General features: G+C 65.3%; 15 protein-coding genes and 1 tRNA gene. 12 read left to right on the top strand and 4 right to left on the bottom strand.

From position 1 onward, the window contains the following. Positions 1-101: 101 nt before the first annotated feature. From AC3A6I_RS17405 to AC3A6I_RS17395, 3 genes are read left to right on the top strand one after another with little or no spacing between them, the layout of a single operon-like run. Positions 102-725 carry a hypothetical protein gene (locus AC3A6I_RS17405; RefSeq protein WP_487545125.1) on the top strand — a complete coding sequence of 208 codons (624 nt, stop codon included), beginning with the start codon at positions 102-104 and terminating at the stop codon, positions 723-725. After that, complete coding sequence (locus tag AC3A6I_RS17400) at positions 712-1,128, top strand: phage holin family protein (protein WP_487545124.1); 417 nt, start codon at positions 712-714, stop codon at positions 1,126-1,128. The genes AC3A6I_RS17405 and AC3A6I_RS17400 overlap by 14 nt, the downstream gene beginning before the upstream one ends. Continuing rightward, entirely contained in the window at positions 1,128-2,081 is a 954-nt protein-coding gene (locus AC3A6I_RS17395) for a DUF3618 domain-containing protein (protein ID WP_487545123.1), read from the top strand. The genes AC3A6I_RS17400 and AC3A6I_RS17395 overlap by 1 nt, the downstream gene beginning before the upstream one ends. A 65-nt stretch (positions 2,082-2,146) precedes the next feature. Here the strand turns inward: AC3A6I_RS17395 and AC3A6I_RS17390 are convergent, their stop codons facing one another. Then, entirely contained in the window at positions 2,147-2,446 is a 300-nt protein-coding gene (locus AC3A6I_RS17390; protein ID WP_487545122.1) for a hypothetical protein, read from the bottom strand. Between the two features lie 201 nt (positions 2,447-2,647). On the opposite strand from AC3A6I_RS17390, the gene AC3A6I_RS17385 reads away from it, so the two are divergent. The 4 genes from AC3A6I_RS17385 (at position 2,648) to AC3A6I_RS17370 (ending at position 6,281) form a co-directional block, all read left to right on the top strand. Then, entirely contained in the window at positions 2,648-3,601 is a 954-nt protein-coding gene (locus AC3A6I_RS17385) for a carbohydrate ABC transporter permease (RefSeq protein ID WP_487545121.1), read from the top strand. Next, positions 3,601-4,443, top strand: coding sequence for a carbohydrate ABC transporter permease (locus AC3A6I_RS17380; RefSeq protein ID WP_487545120.1), 843 nt, complete (start codon positions 3,601-3,603; stop codon positions 4,441-4,443). Before AC3A6I_RS17385 ends, AC3A6I_RS17380 begins: the two co-directional genes overlap by 1 nt. A 56-nt stretch (positions 4,444-4,499) precedes the next feature. Further along, positions 4,500-5,777 (top strand): ABC transporter substrate-binding protein, encoded by a 1,278-nt coding sequence (locus tag AC3A6I_RS17375; protein WP_487545119.1) that lies wholly within the window; start codon positions 4,500-4,502, stop codon positions 5,775-5,777. A 243-nt stretch (positions 5,778-6,020) separates the two neighbouring features. Further along, positions 6,021-6,281, top strand: a complete 261-nt coding sequence (locus AC3A6I_RS17370; protein WP_487545118.1) for a hypothetical protein — start codon at positions 6,021-6,023, stop codon at positions 6,279-6,281. Positions 6,282-6,376: 95 nt separating this feature from the next. Here AC3A6I_RS17370 and AC3A6I_RS17365 read toward each other — a convergent pair. Together AC3A6I_RS17365 and AC3A6I_RS17360 are read right to left on the bottom strand one after the other, a co-directional pair. Beyond that, positions 6,377-6,452, bottom strand: a tRNA-Ala gene (locus AC3A6I_RS17365). A 162-nt stretch (positions 6,453-6,614) separates the two neighbouring features. After that, the gene (locus AC3A6I_RS17360; protein ID WP_487545117.1) at positions 6,615-7,040 is read right to left on the bottom strand and encodes a TIGR02300 family protein; all 426 of its coding nucleotides are present in this window, start codon (positions 7,038-7,040) and stop codon (positions 6,615-6,617) included. A gap of 194 nt (positions 7,041-7,234) precedes the next feature. Between AC3A6I_RS17360 and AC3A6I_RS17355 the strand changes: the two genes are divergently transcribed. From AC3A6I_RS17355 to AC3A6I_RS17345, 3 genes are all read left to right on the top strand, one after another. After that, a complete protein-coding gene (locus tag AC3A6I_RS17355) occupies positions 7,235-7,873 on the top strand; it encodes a (d)CMP kinase (RefSeq protein WP_487545116.1) in 639 nt (212 codons plus the stop codon). A 173-nt stretch (positions 7,874-8,046) separates the two neighbouring features. Then, positions 8,047-9,753 carry a 30S ribosomal protein S1 gene (gene rpsA, locus AC3A6I_RS17350; protein WP_487545115.1) on the top strand — a complete coding sequence of 569 codons (1,707 nt, stop codon included), beginning with the start codon at positions 8,047-8,049 and terminating at the stop codon, positions 9,751-9,753. Positions 9,754-9,839: 86 nt separating this feature from the next. After that, on the top strand, positions 9,840-10,346 hold the full coding sequence (locus tag AC3A6I_RS17345) for a GNAT family N-acetyltransferase (RefSeq protein ID WP_487545114.1): 507 nt from the start codon (positions 9,840-9,842) through the stop codon (positions 10,344-10,346). A 3-nt stretch (positions 10,347-10,349) separates the two neighbouring features. Here the strand turns inward: AC3A6I_RS17345 and AC3A6I_RS17340 are convergent, their stop codons facing one another. Further along, on the bottom strand, positions 10,350-10,541 hold the full coding sequence (locus AC3A6I_RS17340) for a hypothetical protein (protein WP_487545113.1): 192 nt from the start codon (positions 10,539-10,541) through the stop codon (positions 10,350-10,352). A 152-nt stretch (positions 10,542-10,693) separates the two neighbouring features. Between AC3A6I_RS17340 and AC3A6I_RS17335 the strand changes: the two genes are divergently transcribed. Then, on the top strand, positions 10,694-13,180 hold the full coding sequence (locus AC3A6I_RS17335) for an ATP-binding protein (RefSeq protein WP_487545112.1): 2,487 nt from the start codon (positions 10,694-10,696) through the stop codon (positions 13,178-13,180). Positions 13,181-13,242: 62 nt separating this feature from the next. Further along, the gene (locus tag AC3A6I_RS17330) at positions 13,243-13,497 is read left to right on the top strand and encodes a DUF6894 family protein (RefSeq protein ID WP_487545111.1); all 255 of its coding nucleotides are present in this window, start codon (positions 13,243-13,245) and stop codon (positions 13,495-13,497) included. Positions 13,498-13,506: the final 9 nt, after the last annotated feature.

Raw genomic sequence — 13,506 nt, 5'->3', positions numbered from 1 at the left:
CCCGCTGCGCGGAACCGGGGCGCGGCATGCTCATTAGTCTGCATCAGGCTCAGACGAAGCGTCCGTCGACAGGCCACCATCTCCAACTCAGGAGCCATGCGATGAGCGCCCCCGATACCCCCACCTACTCCTCAACCGAATCGCAATCTCTCGACCGGACCACCGACGAGCTGGCGACGACCGCGCAGAGCGATCTGGCCAGTGCCGGCGACGAAGTCAAAAGGCAAGCCTCCGCCATCGGCGACGAGGTCAAGCAGCAGGCGGCGGCGCTGGGCGAGGAAGCCAGGACCCAGGTTGGCGAGATGGCCGAGAAGGCCAAGGGCATGGCGGGCGAGCAGAAGGATCTGCTGGCTGGCCAGCTCGGCGGAGTCTCCGAGGCTCTGCAGAATGCCGCCAGCGAGCTCGAGGGGCGTCAGGAATCAGGCGCCCAGTATGTGCGCATGATCGCCGACGGCGCCGACAAGCTGACCTCGACGCTACGCGACAAGGATGTCGACCAGATCCTCGCCATGGCGCAGGACTTCGGCCGCAAGCAGCCGGCCGCCTTCCTCGGCGTCGCCGCCCTGCTCGGCTTTGCGGCCAGTCGTTTCGTGATGGCGAGTGCCTCCCGTCCGGCCGAGACGACCCGCCCGGATCACAAGATGCAGTCTTCGCCGGTGACGTCGTACACCGACTCCACCCCCGATTATTCCCAGGCCGTGGGAGGTCGCGATGCCGGACTTTGAACACCAGCCTTCGCTGGCTGATCTCGTCACTTCGCTCGCGGGTGACATTTCGGGCCTGTTCCGCAAGGAAATCCAGCTTGCCAAGACCGAGGCGGGCGAAAAGCTCGACCATGCGCTTGATGCCTCCAAGGGCCTCGTCGTCGGCGCCGTGCTCGCCATCGGCGCTCTCGGCATCTTCCTCACCGCCATCGTCACCGGCCTGAGCTGGGCGCTGGTTGCGATGGGCATGTCCGAGCAGGCGGCTGATTTCGTGGCCCCGCTCGCGGTCGCGCTGATCGCCGGCGGGCTTGCCTGGACCTTCATTTCGAGGGGGATCGAGGCCTGGAAGGCCTCGCACCTCAATCTCGACCGCACCACCCACTCCCTCGCGCGCGATGCCGAGGTCGTCAAGGAGAGCTTCTGATGAGCAGCTTCGGCAAGGACTCCGCTCAACTCGAGCGCGAAATCGAGGAACAGCGCCAGCGCATCGAGGATCGCGTCGGCGAAATCCGCCAGCGCCTGTCGCCCGGCCAACTGGTCGACGAGGTGCTGAGCTACACCAAGAATGGCGGCCAGCAGTTCGCGTCGAACTTCGGCAGCACCATTGCCGGCAATCCGCTGCCGGCGGCGTTGCTGGGCGTCAGCCTGATCTGGCTGATGTCGGGTCAGGGCGCCAAGCAGAACCATGCCGATACGGGACAGAACTATCGCTCCGAGCCCGAATATCCCTACGCGACGGTCTCGGGCGGTATGCGCCGCGTCAGTCACGCGGTCGACGGCGCCGGCACCTGGTACAGCCATTTCGAGGACTCGAGCGGCAAGCGCTACAAGGCGCAGTCCGATGAGAAAGGGCACCGCATCGGTCATTTCCTCGATGACACCGGCCGTGCCTTCGGCGGCTTCATCGACGATACCGGCCACCGGGTCCGCGACTTTACCGACGAGGCCGGCAACCGCTTCGACGAGGCTGCCGGCTGGGCCTCGCACCGCCTGCACGATGTGCGGCACGGCATCGGCGCTGCCATGGATCAGGTCACCGACCAGGCCCACAATCTCGGGGGTGCAGCGCAGCACCAGATGGATCGCACGAGCCGCATGATGATGCAGGGCTTCGAGCACCAGCCGCTCGTCGCCGGTGCCCTCGCCTTTGCCGCGGGCGCGGCCCTCGGCGCGGCGCTCCCGCATACCCGGGAGGAGGACAAGCTGGTCGGCGAAGTCTCCGACCAGGTGAAGGGCAAGGCCGCCGACCTGGCCGCCGATGCCTATGAGGAGGGCAAGGAGAAGGCTGCCGATCTCTACGAGCGCGGCAAGGAAAGCGCGGCCCAGCTTTATGACGAGGTGCGTGGCAACAGCGCACCGCGCACGGATTATCACTGAATTCGCGGGGGAGTGCCCTCACCAGAACCCCGCGACGAGACCCGGCTCTTCGGAGCCGGGTCTTGCTATTCGACTACGGCCTCGAACTGCCAGTGCGGAAACATCGTCGCGATCTTGGCGATGGTGGGGTAGCGAGAGCGCACTACCACCACCGAACGGTCCGGCTTCAGGCTCGCCAGCTTGTGCGCGGGTACGATCTGCAACGCGTCCCTGCCGAACATGCCGAGCCGATATTTCTCACTGGTGGGCAAGTGTACAACAAAGGTGATCATGAGCTCGGGCATGATGTCAGGCTGCGCCGGCCCAGCTGACTGCAAGCTGACAGAAATATCGAGTCTGCCGTGCCAAGGGGTGCGCGCCTGCATCTTTTGGCTACGTTGACGAGGTCGGCGATGCATTCGCTAACTTGCTGACGTGAATTATTTCCCGACTGGGAGCCCGCGCCAACGAACGCGGGGAAGGGGAGGAGACGCCGATGTCTGGAGTTGCCCATGACCGCGGGCAGGCCCCGCGCCACATTTGCCGCAGCTCATTTCCGCCCGTGAATCGAACGCGGAGCCAGCGTCGTGGCGGCTGATCCCGCCACACTTGACCGTCGCCTGCCTGCCGGCTTCCGCTCACCGCCTCCGCCCGTGCGGCCGCAGCCGAAATCGCGCCGCGCCGACCTCACGGCCTATCTCTTCCTGATCCCCGCCTTCCTGATCTTCGGCGGACTGATCGTCTATCCGCTGGTCGACGGCATCGCGACCGCCTTCACTGATCGCGTTATCGCCCGCGGCGGCCAGTTCGTCGGCTTCCAGAATTTCCTGACTCTGTTCGAGGACGAGATTTTCGCCCGTGCGGCCTACAACTCGTTCTGGCTGACCGTCTGGGTGGTGCTGATCAAGGCCGTGCTGGGCATGGCCTTCGCGCTGGTGCTCGCCCAGCCCATGCCGTTCCGCGGACTGTTCCGCGCGCTGGTCTTCCTGCCCTGGGCCGTGCCCGGGCTGATCGCCGGCCTCGCCTGGAAATGGATCTACGACGAGCAGGTGGGCATCCTCACCTACCTGTCGTTGGCGCTCGGGCTCACCGACATGCCGATCTACTGGCTCTCCGATCCAAAGGTCGGCCTGATCTCGGTCGGCATCGCCATGGTCTGGCACGGGCTGCCCTTCTACACCATGATGTTCCTGGCGGCCCTGACCTCGATCCCGTCCGAGCTCACCGAGGCGGCCGCCATCGATGGCGCCGGGCCGTTCCGCCGCTTCTTCTCGGTGACGCTGCCGCAGATGCGCAACGTCATCGCCATCACGGTGATGCTCTCCACCATCTGGACCTTCAATTCCTTCCACATGGTCTACGTGCTGACCCAGGGCGGACCGGCCAACCGGACGCAGATCCTCCCCACGCTCGCCTTCGAATACGGCATCGTACGCTCCCAGCTCGGGCTCGGCGCCGCCGTGCTCGTCTCGGTGATCCCGATTTTCCTGGTGCTGATCTTCATCCTCACCCAGCGCATGCTGAAAACGGAGAATTCCTGATGGTCGAGGGCCGCACCACCCGCATCGTCAAGCGCGTCGCCACCTATGTCGGGCTCGCCATCGCGCTGTTCTGGGCGCTGGCGCCGATCTACTGGGTGGTCGTCACCGCCTTCAAGACATCAAAGGAAATCTACGGCGCCGTGCCGACCCTGTTCCCGATGCTCCCCACGCTCGAGAACTTCGACAAGGCCCTGTTCCGCTCCGAGTTCCCGCGCTTCGTCTACAACTCGGGCTTCGTGGCGGTGATCGTCACGTTGATCTCCGCCGTCATCGGCGCGCTGGCCGCCTACCCGATCGCCCGCATGCAGTTCAAGGGACAGTCGGCGACGGCGCGCGCCATCGTGCTCGCCTACCTGCTGCCGCCCTCGTTGCTGTTCATTCCGCTGTTCCTGATCATCCAGCGCATGGGCCTCGTCGACACCAAGGCCGGGCTGATTGTCGCCTACCTCACGTTCACGGTGCCGTTCTGCACCTGGATGCTGATCGGCTACTTCAAGACCATTCCCAGGGAGCTCGACGAAGCTGCGGTGGTCGACGGCGCCAACCGCTTCCAGGTGCTGACCCGGGTGATCCTGCCCATCGCCACGCCGGGCCTCGCCGTGGTGGCGCTCTTCGCCTTCACCAACGCCTGGAACGAGTTTCTCTACGCCATCGTCTTCGTCTACTCGAACGACGCCAAGACGCTGACGACCGGCCTGACGAGCATGATGATGGGCGATACCTTCATCTGGGGCCAGCTGATGGCGAGTTCCGTCATCGCCATCATCCCCATCCTGATCATCTACATCGTTGCGCAGAAATACATTGTCGAAGGCCTCGCCGCCGGCAGTGTGAAGGGGTGACCGGACAACCGGCACGCAAAGCGGGCTCCAGCGGGAGCCTCACCGAGGAGGGAACCATGAAGTCACTGACACGCGTCCTGCTCGCCACGACCGGCCTGCTGCTGGCAGGCGGGGCACAGGCGCAGGACCTGACGATCTGGGGGCTGCAGGCCTTCAACGAGGCGGCCGACCAGTATATCGGCGAAACCGTGAAAGCCTTCGGGGCCGAGCGCGGCATCAACGCCGAATATGTCGTCGTGCCGGCCAACGTGCTCAACGAGCGCCTTGCCGCCGCCTTCGAGGGTGGCTCTCCGCCGGACGTGTTCATGCAGGTAGGTGGGCAGGCGCAGTATTATCCCTCGCTCGGCCTGACCCTGCCGATCCCCGAGATCCTCGAGGAAATGCGCGCCAAGGAAGGCGGCATCTACGAGGGCATGGTCTCGCAGATCATGTATGAGGGCGAGGTTCACGGCGTGCCGCTCGAGGTCGACGTGGTGCCGATGTACGCCCGCAGGGACCTGCTCGAGGCCCAGGGCCTCGGCGTCCCGACGACCTGGGAAGAGCTGCGCACCGCCAGCCAGAAGATCCTCGCGGCGGATCGCACCATCACCCCGTTCGCCATGCCCACGAGCACCGCCAACGATGCCGATGGCCAGATCAAGCAGGTGGTGTGGTCGTTCGGCGGGCACATGTTCGCCGAGGACGGCAAGACCGTGACCTGGAACTCGCCCGAGACGAAGGCGGCGTACCAGTTCCTCGCCGACATGTTCGCCGAAGGCACCATCCCGCGTTCCACCCTGACCTGGGACGATGCCGGCAACAACACCGCCTACCAGACCGGCCGCGCCGCCTTCACCATCAACCCGCCCTCGATCTACTCGTGGATGGTCGACAACGACCAGACGCTGCTCGAGAACACCGAGCTCATCGCCATCCCGAAGGGCCCGGGCGAGGCCGGCCGCTCCGGTTCCAGCGCCGGCTCGTGGGTGTGGATCGTCTCCAAGGCCACCGACCGGCCCGACGACGCCAAGGCCTGGCTCTCCTACTTCTTCGACACGGCCCGCTACGAGAAGCTGATCGACACCGTCGGCGGCCGCTGGGTGCCGATCTACCCCGCTCTCACCGCCTCGATGCCGCTGTTCAAGGACACGCCGGCCTTCGCCAACTTCAACGAGATGGCCGGCAGCGGCATCGTTGACGGCTACAAGGGTCCGCCGTCGGCCCTCAACGCCGAGGTTGGCGTCGCCAAGATCGTCAGCCAGTCGTTCCAGAAGGTCGTGGTGGACGGCATGTCCGTCGACGAGGCCGTCGCCTGGGCGCAGGCCGAGGTCGAGAAGCTCGCCGCGAAATACTGAGCCGGACGAACATTACAAAGCCGGGCGCCCCGCGCCCGGCTTTGTCCATTAACACTTCATGAACAGCGATCTCACGCTCGGTTCAAGTGCCGGGGACTGTAGTGCTTCCGCCGACAACCGAACCTGAGGGGGCGAGGACGGCGGTGGTTCGATGCAAACCGATGCGAGCGTGTGAGCCGAGTGCTCCACGACCCGCGCCGGGTGTCGGCTCAGAGCGCTCATGCTCGCAATGGAGATCGACAGATGAAGTATATCGCCACTCTCGCCCTCGCCGCAGCCCTGACCGGTCCCGCCATGGCCGGTTCCCCCACCGAGCCCGTGCAGATCAACTCGCAGCGCGAGTACCTGGCGCACCAGATGCGCTGCGCCGGGCTGCTGTTCAACGATGCCGAGCACGCCCGCCTCTGTGGCACGATGGAGGGCAACAACGTCAAGCTTCCCGTTACCGACGGGTCGGCCCCCCGGCCGCCGGTCATCATTATCGATCTGCCGAACGTATACTGATCGATCAGGGCGCCCCGGCGATGCCGGGGCCTCTTCTCGCGCCGTCGAGCGGCCCCAAACGCAAAAGCCCCGGCAGTGCCGGGGCTTTTTGGAATTGGTGGAGCCAATCGGAATCGAACCGACGACCTCTTGAATGCCATTCAAGCGCTCTCCCAACTGAGCTATGGCCCCATCAACGATCGCGTGGATCACATCCGGATGCCCGGCGAACCGGGCTTTGGGATTTGCGCGGGCGGCGTCTCCGTCGCCAGCGCGGGTGCTATCTAGCGGGGTGATCCCCGTGTGGCAAGCGGCTTTTTTGAAAGCCGCGTGACACTCGGGAAAAACCGCGGCTCAGCGCTCGTCGCTGTTGCCGCCGCCTACGTCGAAGTCGAGGTCTTCATCTTCGTCCTCGTCTTCCTCGAGGAACGTGTCCTCGTCGTCGTCGCCGATATCCTCGACGTCTTCGACATCCTCGACATCAGGGATATCCTCGCCCTCGTCGTCGCCGCCACCCTCTTCGGCGTCGGCGTCTTCGAGCGAGATGACCTCGGGAGCCGCCGGATCGGCGTCCTCGGTCTCGACCTCTTCTTCTTCCTCTTCGTCCTTACGCTCGGCCGAAGCCTTCGCGCGCACCGCGGCGGCGGCATTCTGCTCGAAGAAGGAGAGCGGGTAGGATTTGCCGGTATAAGGCGAAACGATCGGATTCTTGTTCAGATCGTAGAACTTCTTGCCGGTATCGGGGTCTTCCCGCTTCGTACCGCGTTCGTCCTTGGCCAATTGCTTGCCTCTTAGAAACGCTGGGGCACATGCCGCCCCGCTGGAGATTGGTCCGGTTAGGGCCAAAGCATTTGCCTGTCAAACCCAAAATGCGCGCCTGCAGGGCGCGCTTGCCTGGGGGTTGCCGCGCACCCGCTTGGCCCCCGGCGTGACTTGCTCTAGGGGATGCAGAGGGCCCGGGCAGGGGAGGCGGCATGATCATCGCGGTAGATGGACCGGCGGCATCCGGCAAGGGCACGCTGGCCGGTGGGCTCGCCCGGCACTATGGCCTGCCCCAACTCGATACGGGACTGCTCTATCGCTCGGTCGGCCGCGCCGTCGCCGGGCTGGAGGAGACGCCGGATTTCGAGGGTGCCGCCATCGCCGCGGCAAAAACCATCGATCCCGCCCATCTCGATCCCGTCGCGCTCTCGACCGCTGAGGTTGGGGTGCTGGCCTCCAAGGTCGCGGTCATCGCCGAGGTGCGGCAGGCGCTGTTCGAGTTCCAGCGCCAGTTCGCGCTGCAGCCCGGCGGCGCCGTGCTCGACGGCCGCGACATCGGCACAGTGATCGCGCCGGATGCCGATGTGAAGCTGTTCATCCGGGCCGACAGCAAGGCGCGCATGGAGCGCCGCGCCCGCCAGCTCGAGGCGCGCGGGCAGGTGGTTGATCGATACGCCCTCTATCACCAGATAGAGGAGCGGGACGCCCGCGACATGGCGAACCCCAATGGCGGCTTCTATCCGGCGCCCGATGCCCACTTGCTGGATACGACGCTTCTCGATATAGAGGCCGCACTCCGCGCAGCCGTCGCCATTGTCGACGGGGTCATGGCGCGCAAGGGGAAGCCCTAGGCTTCAAAACCAAACCTTGCGGCTTTTCCCCTCTGGCATAGCCCAAGAGCCGGCAGCGGAAACTCAATCACGACTTTCATTGGCTCGCGCGTCGGCGCACCGGATCGCCTTTCACATGGCGATGACAGCGAGCCCTTCAACACCAACAACCGGGCGCGAAATGGAGAAAAAGCTTGGCAGTTCAAACTGTAACCAAGGACGATTTCGAGTCCATGCTGTTGGACTCTTTCCTTGAGAACGAGCCCCTGGAAGGGACCGTGGTCAAGGGCAAGGTGGTGGCGATCGAGAAGGATCTCGCCATCATCGACGTCGGTCTGAAGACCGAAGGCCGCATCGCGCTGAAGGAATTCGGCGCCGCCGGCCGTGACGGCACCATCCAGGTGGGTTCGGAAGTCGAGGTCTATGTCGACCGCGTCGAGAATGCCATGGGCGAGGCCGTCCTCTCCCGCGAGAAGGCCCGGCGCGAAGAGAGCTGGGTCAAGCTCGAAGAGCTGTACAACGCCAACCAGCGCGTCGAAGGCATCATCTTCAACCAGGTCAAGGGTGGCTTCACCGTCGACCTCGAGGGCGCCGTGGCCTTCCTGCCGCGCTCGCAGGTCGACATCCGTCCGATCCGCGATATCGCGCCGCTGATGAATGTGCCGCAGCCGTTCCAGATCCTGAAGATGGACAAGCGCCGCGGCAACATCGTTGTCTCGCGTCGTGCCATTCTCGAGGAAAGCCGCGCCGAGCAGCGTTCGGAAATCGTCCAGCAGCTCGAAGAGGGCCAGGTGGTCGACGGCGTGGTCAAGAACATCACCGATTACGGTGCGTTCGTTGATCTCGGCGGCATCGACGGCCTGCTGCACGTCACCGATATCGCGTGGCGCCGCGTCAACCATCCATCCGAAGTGCTGTCGATCGGCGAGACCATCAAGGTCCAGATCGTCCGCATCAACCACGAGAGCCACCGCATCAGCCTGGGCATGAAGCAGCTCCAGGCCGATCCGTGGGATGGTATCGCGTCGAAATACCCGGTCGGCGCCAAGTTCACCGGCCGCGTGACCAACATCACCGACTACGGTGCGTTCGTCGAGCTCGAGCCGGGCATCGAAGGCCTGATCCACGTCTCCGAGATGAGCTGGACCAAGAAGAACGTCCACCCGGGCAAGATCGTCTCCACTTCGCAGGAAGTGGAAGTGATGGTGCTCGAGGTCGATCCGGAGAAGCGCCGTATCTCGCTCGGCCTGAAGCAGACCCTCGCCAATCCGTGGGAAACCTTCGCCGACAAGTTCCCGATCGGCGCGACCGTCGAGGGCGAGGTCAAGAACAAGACCGAGTTCGGTCTCTTCATCGGTCTCGATGGCGATGTCGACGGCATGGTGCACCTCTCCGATCTCGACTGGCAGAAGCCCGGCGAGCAGGCCCTCGAGACCTACAACCGCGGCGACGTGGTGCAGGCCAAGGTGCTCGACGTCGATGTCGAGAAGGAGCGCATCTCGCTCGGTATCAAGCAGCTCGCCGTTGGTGACACCGCTGCCGATGCCGGCGGCGCCGAGGGCGGTATCCGCAAGAACGCGGTCGTCACCGGCACCGTGATCGAAGTCAACGATGGCGGCATCGAGGTGCGTATCAACGACACCGAGATGACGGCGTTCATCCGTCGCGCCGATCTGTCGCGTGACCGCAACGACCAGCGTCCGGAGCGCTTCTCCAAGGGCGAGAAGGTCGATGCGCGCGTCACCCAGTACGATCGCAAGACCTCGCGCATCCAGCTCTCCATCAAGGCGCTCGAAATCGCCGAGGAGAAGGAAGCCGTGGCCGCTTACGGTTCGTCGGACTCGGGCGCTTCGCTCGGCGACATCCTGGGCGCCGCGCTCAAGGGCCGCGACGACAAGTAAGGGTCTTTGCGAGGCCTTCCGCCTCGCGGAGCTGCAGATATGGGGCTCGCACCGTCATGGTGCGGGCCCTTTGTTTGGGGGATTTCATGCATCTGCGAGATTTTGCCTGGCGGGCGATGACCGCCTATGACCTGCCGGCCGTGCAGGGCATCGCCGATACCGTGCACGTCGATTTCTTCGAGAGTCCCGAGGTACTGGCCGAGCGGCTGAAGCTTTATCAGCACGGCTGCTACCTGCTCGAGCTGGGCGAAAAGCCTGCCGGCTACGTACTGAGCCATCCCTGGACCTATGCCAGCCTGCCCCCGCTCAACACGCTGCTGAAGCGCCTGCCGGCCGAGCCCGACACCTATTACCTGCACGACCTGTGCCTGTTACCCGTCGCCCGCCGGGTCCGCGCGGCCAGCAAGATCGTCGAGGCGCTGGTCAAGCACGCGACGGTAGAGGGCTATCCGACGATGACGCTCGTCGCCGTCAACGGCTCCGTCCCCTTCTGGGAGCGCCACGGCTTCGCGGTGACCGAGATCGACGAGCTCTACGGCAAGCTGCTCAGCTACGAGGAAGCCGCGCGCTATATGGTCAAACGCCTCGGCTGAACCTCAGTAGAACCGGTAGCGGTTGTCCTCGGCGCGGCGTAGCCCGAGTTCTTCCAGCTCCTGTGGCCGCATCCCGTCGAGATAGGCCTGGTCGGCGCGCTCCAGTTTCACCTGAGCGACTATTCCGGCAAAGAATGCCAGCGTCCGACGGATGATCGTCGCGGCATTGCGTTGGGGCTTGGCCTTGTACAGCATTTTCGGTTCTCCTCGTCTCGATGCGAGGATCATGCGCCGCCCGGCCGATGCGGTCCTTGGCGCAAACCTGAAGAGTTCTGAAGCGATCCTGATGCCCGGATCAGGATTTCGGTTTTCTTCCCGGCGGCGAACTGCTCTAGGCTCTGCGCACCATGGAAATGCTGTTCGGTGACTATCGGCTGCGACTGCACGAGCGCGACCTGATCGGTCCGGACGGTCCGGTCGAGCTGTCGGGGCGCTCGTTCGACCTGCTGCGTACCCTGCTCGAGCGGCCTGAGCAGTTGCTCGACAAGGGCGAGCTATTCGATGCCGTCTGGCCCGGCGTCGTCGTCGAGGAGAACACCCTCCAGGTCCATATGTCGGCGTTGCGCAAGGCGCTGGGGCCGGGTTTTGTCGCCACCGTGCATGGCCGCGGCTACAAATATGTTGGCCCGCCGCCGCGCCAGGGCGAGGCGCCGCCCGTCCGGCCGCGGGCCGGCGCCGGCGGCAATATCGGCCGTTACCGCGCCGATTGCGTGGCGCGCGAAGCCGAGATCGCGGCCGTCAGCCAGCTCGTCAGCCAGCATCGCCTGGTCAGCATTGTCGGCCCGGGCGGGGTCGGCAAGACCACTCTGGCCGTCACGGTGGCCAGTGCGCTCGACCATACCGAAGGCGGCATCTGGATGATCGACCTCGCCTCGATCTCGTCGGGGGAATTCGTCGAGAGCGTGTTGATCCAGACCCTCGCCGTACCCTTCCGCGCCGGCTCGAAGTCGCTGGACCTGATCGCCGAATATCTGCGCGCCAGCAACGCCGTGCTCGTCTTCGACAACTGCGAGCATGTCCGCGGCGCCGTCGCGCGCGTCGCCCGCACCCTGCTGGCCGACGCGCCCGGCATCCGCATCCTCGCCACCTCGCAGATAGCGCTTGGTCTCGCCGAGGAACATGTGTTCAAGCTGCTCCCCTTCGCGGTCGATGCCGCCGGCACCAAGGCCGACACCGCTTCGACCCGTTTCCTCGCCTATTGCTACGAAATGTTCGGCGAGAACCTCTCTGCCGACGAGTTGCCCATCGTCGCCCGCCTGTGTCGCCGCCTCGACGGCGTTGCTCTCGCCATCAAGATGGCCGCGGCCCGTGCTGCCACCGTCGGCATCGAGACCGTCGACCGCCAGCTCGAGCAGCAACTCGCAAGCCTCGAGGCTGACTGGGACCCGGCGCTGGCGCGTCACCGCTCGCTTGCCGCCTCGCTGGCCTGGAGCTACGACCTGCTGGCCCCCGAGGATCAGCGCATCCTGCGCACGCTGGCCGTTTTCCACGGCAGCTTTTCGATCGAGGCCGTCAGCGCTGTCGTGGGCGAGGATGTCGCGCCGCGCATCGCCGAACTGGTGCGCCGCTTCCTCGTCGTGCGCGATGGCCAGGATCGCTCGCGCTATCGACTGCTCGACTCCACCCGCCACTTCGCCTCCGACAAGCTCGCCGAGGCCGACGAAGAGCTGTCGGCGCGCGAGCAGCACACCGTCTGGGTCAAGAGCCATTTTGCCCGGAGCCTGGAGCTCTGGGAGAACCTGTCCGATCTCGAATGGGAGCGGCTCTATCGGCCGGATGGCGACAATCTGCGTGCCGCCCTCACCTGGGCCCGCGCCCGCGCCAACTGGCCGCTTTATGTCGAGCTCGCCGCGGCGTCTTACCGCTATTTCGTGCAGGAACAGCTGGGCGCCGAGGGCTTTGAGACCATCGATGCCGGCATGGCGCTCATAGGCACAGTACCAGCCGACGCGGCCGCGCGGCTGCAGCTGGCGCTGGGCGAGATCTGCCGCTTCAACGCCATGGATGTGCGGGCGCGCCAGGGGCTCGAACCGGCGCTGATTCATTTCCGCGCCTCGCCCGACCGGTTGCGTTACGCACAGTCGCTCGTGCTGCTCGCCTGGATCACCATTTTCTTCCGCACGCCCGGGGAGGCGGAGCCGCTGGTGCGCGAGCTGCAGGAGCTGCTGCCGCGTCTCGACGATGCAAAGGTCAAGGCCTGGGGCCTGGTCGCGGTGGGCGTGCAAACCTGGGTCGAAGGCGACCATGCCGCCGGCCTCGCCCGTGCCGAGGCGGGTCTTGCCATGCACCGCGAACTCGGCAATCTGAAAGGGCGATACCGCTCGGCCATCAACCTGTGCGAGATGCTGCACCGCTGGCAGGACACGGAGCGGGCGTTGCGCATCGCGGAGCAGATCCTTCCCGACCTGCGCCACGATGGCAGCTCGCTGCAGCTGTGCATCATGCTCACCAACATGGCCGCCTACAACTTCGCCCTCGGCCAGCCCGATGCCGCCGAGCCTTACCTGCGCGAGGCCATTCATGTGGTGCCGCGCGATGGCGGGCATTGGCACTGGTGCCTGTTGCAGGGCATGGCGGAGCTGGCCGCCAATCGCGGCGCATTCGCCGATGCGGCGCTGGTGCTGGGTTTCACCGATCGCGCCTTCGAAGGCTGGATCGATGGTCGCCAGGCCACCGAGGAGACTCAGCGCGAGCGGCTGATGGCCCTTCTCGAGCGGGCATTGCCGGCCGGCGAGTGCGAACGCCTGCTGCAGCAGGGGCGCACGCTCAGCCTGTTCGAGGCCGATCACCTCGTCGGCTTCGCTACGCCCGAGCGGAACCGACTCCGTCTTTGATTCCGCTTGGAACGGCTATGCTTGCCGCGCATTGACTGCACGATTGCTCCCGGGATCGGTCCATGCCGCGCTTTTTCTTCGACATTTTTGAGAACGGTAAGCCCAGCATGGACAGGGACGGCGTCGAGCTCGCCTCGCTGGATGCCGCCCGCGAGGAAGCGCGACGCACGCTGGCCGAAATGGCGTCCGAAACCTTCCGGCGCCGCGACGAGGTGAGCCTGCTCATCGAAATCCGTGTCGAACCGGGCGGAAAATGTCTCGAGGCCGTCGCTTCGTCGTCCATCCGTGACATCCAGAACTCCGATGGCCAAACCTGATGCAGACGA

This window comes from Devosia sp. Soil_C_22 (genome assembly GCF_057657195.1).
Note: the sequence above shows the minus strand (reverse complement) of the source record. Positions and strands in the feature narration are given on the sequence as shown.

Bases quoted from the DNA above. Each gene is read 5' to 3' on its own strand.
- AC3A6I_RS17395 (WP_487545123.1), top strand. From the start codon at position 1,128: ATGAGCAGCTTCGGCAAGGACTCCGCTCAACTCGAGCGCGAAATCGAG.
- AC3A6I_RS17340 (WP_487545113.1), bottom strand. From the start codon at position 10,541: ATGCTGTACAAGGCCAAGCCCCAACGCAATGCCGCGACGATCATCCGT.
- AC3A6I_RS17405 (WP_487545125.1), top strand. From the start codon at position 102: ATGAGCGCCCCCGATACCCCCACCTACTCCTCAACCGAATCGCAATCT.
- AC3A6I_RS17330 (WP_487545111.1), top strand. From the start codon at position 13,243: ATGCCGCGCTTTTTCTTCGACATTTTTGAGAACGGTAAGCCCAGCATG.
- AC3A6I_RS17375 (WP_487545119.1), top strand. From the start codon at position 4,500: ATGAAGTCACTGACACGCGTCCTGCTCGCCACGACCGGCCTGCTGCTG.
- AC3A6I_RS17335 (WP_487545112.1), top strand. From the start codon at position 10,694: ATGGAAATGCTGTTCGGTGACTATCGGCTGCGACTGCACGAGCGCGAC.
- AC3A6I_RS17400 (WP_487545124.1), top strand. From the start codon at position 712: ATGCCGGACTTTGAACACCAGCCTTCGCTGGCTGATCTCGTCACTTCG.
- AC3A6I_RS17345 (WP_487545114.1), top strand. From the start codon at position 9,840: ATGCATCTGCGAGATTTTGCCTGGCGGGCGATGACCGCCTATGACCTG.
- AC3A6I_RS17380 (WP_487545120.1), top strand. From the start codon at position 3,601: ATGGTCGAGGGCCGCACCACCCGCATCGTCAAGCGCGTCGCCACCTAT.
- AC3A6I_RS17355 (WP_487545116.1), top strand. From the start codon at position 7,235: ATGATCATCGCGGTAGATGGACCGGCGGCATCCGGCAAGGGCACGCTG.
- AC3A6I_RS17370 (WP_487545118.1), top strand. From the start codon at position 6,021: ATGAAGTATATCGCCACTCTCGCCCTCGCCGCAGCCCTGACCGGTCCC.
- AC3A6I_RS17390 (WP_487545122.1), bottom strand. From the start codon at position 2,446: ATGCAGGCGCGCACCCCTTGGCACGGCAGACTCGATATTTCTGTCAGC.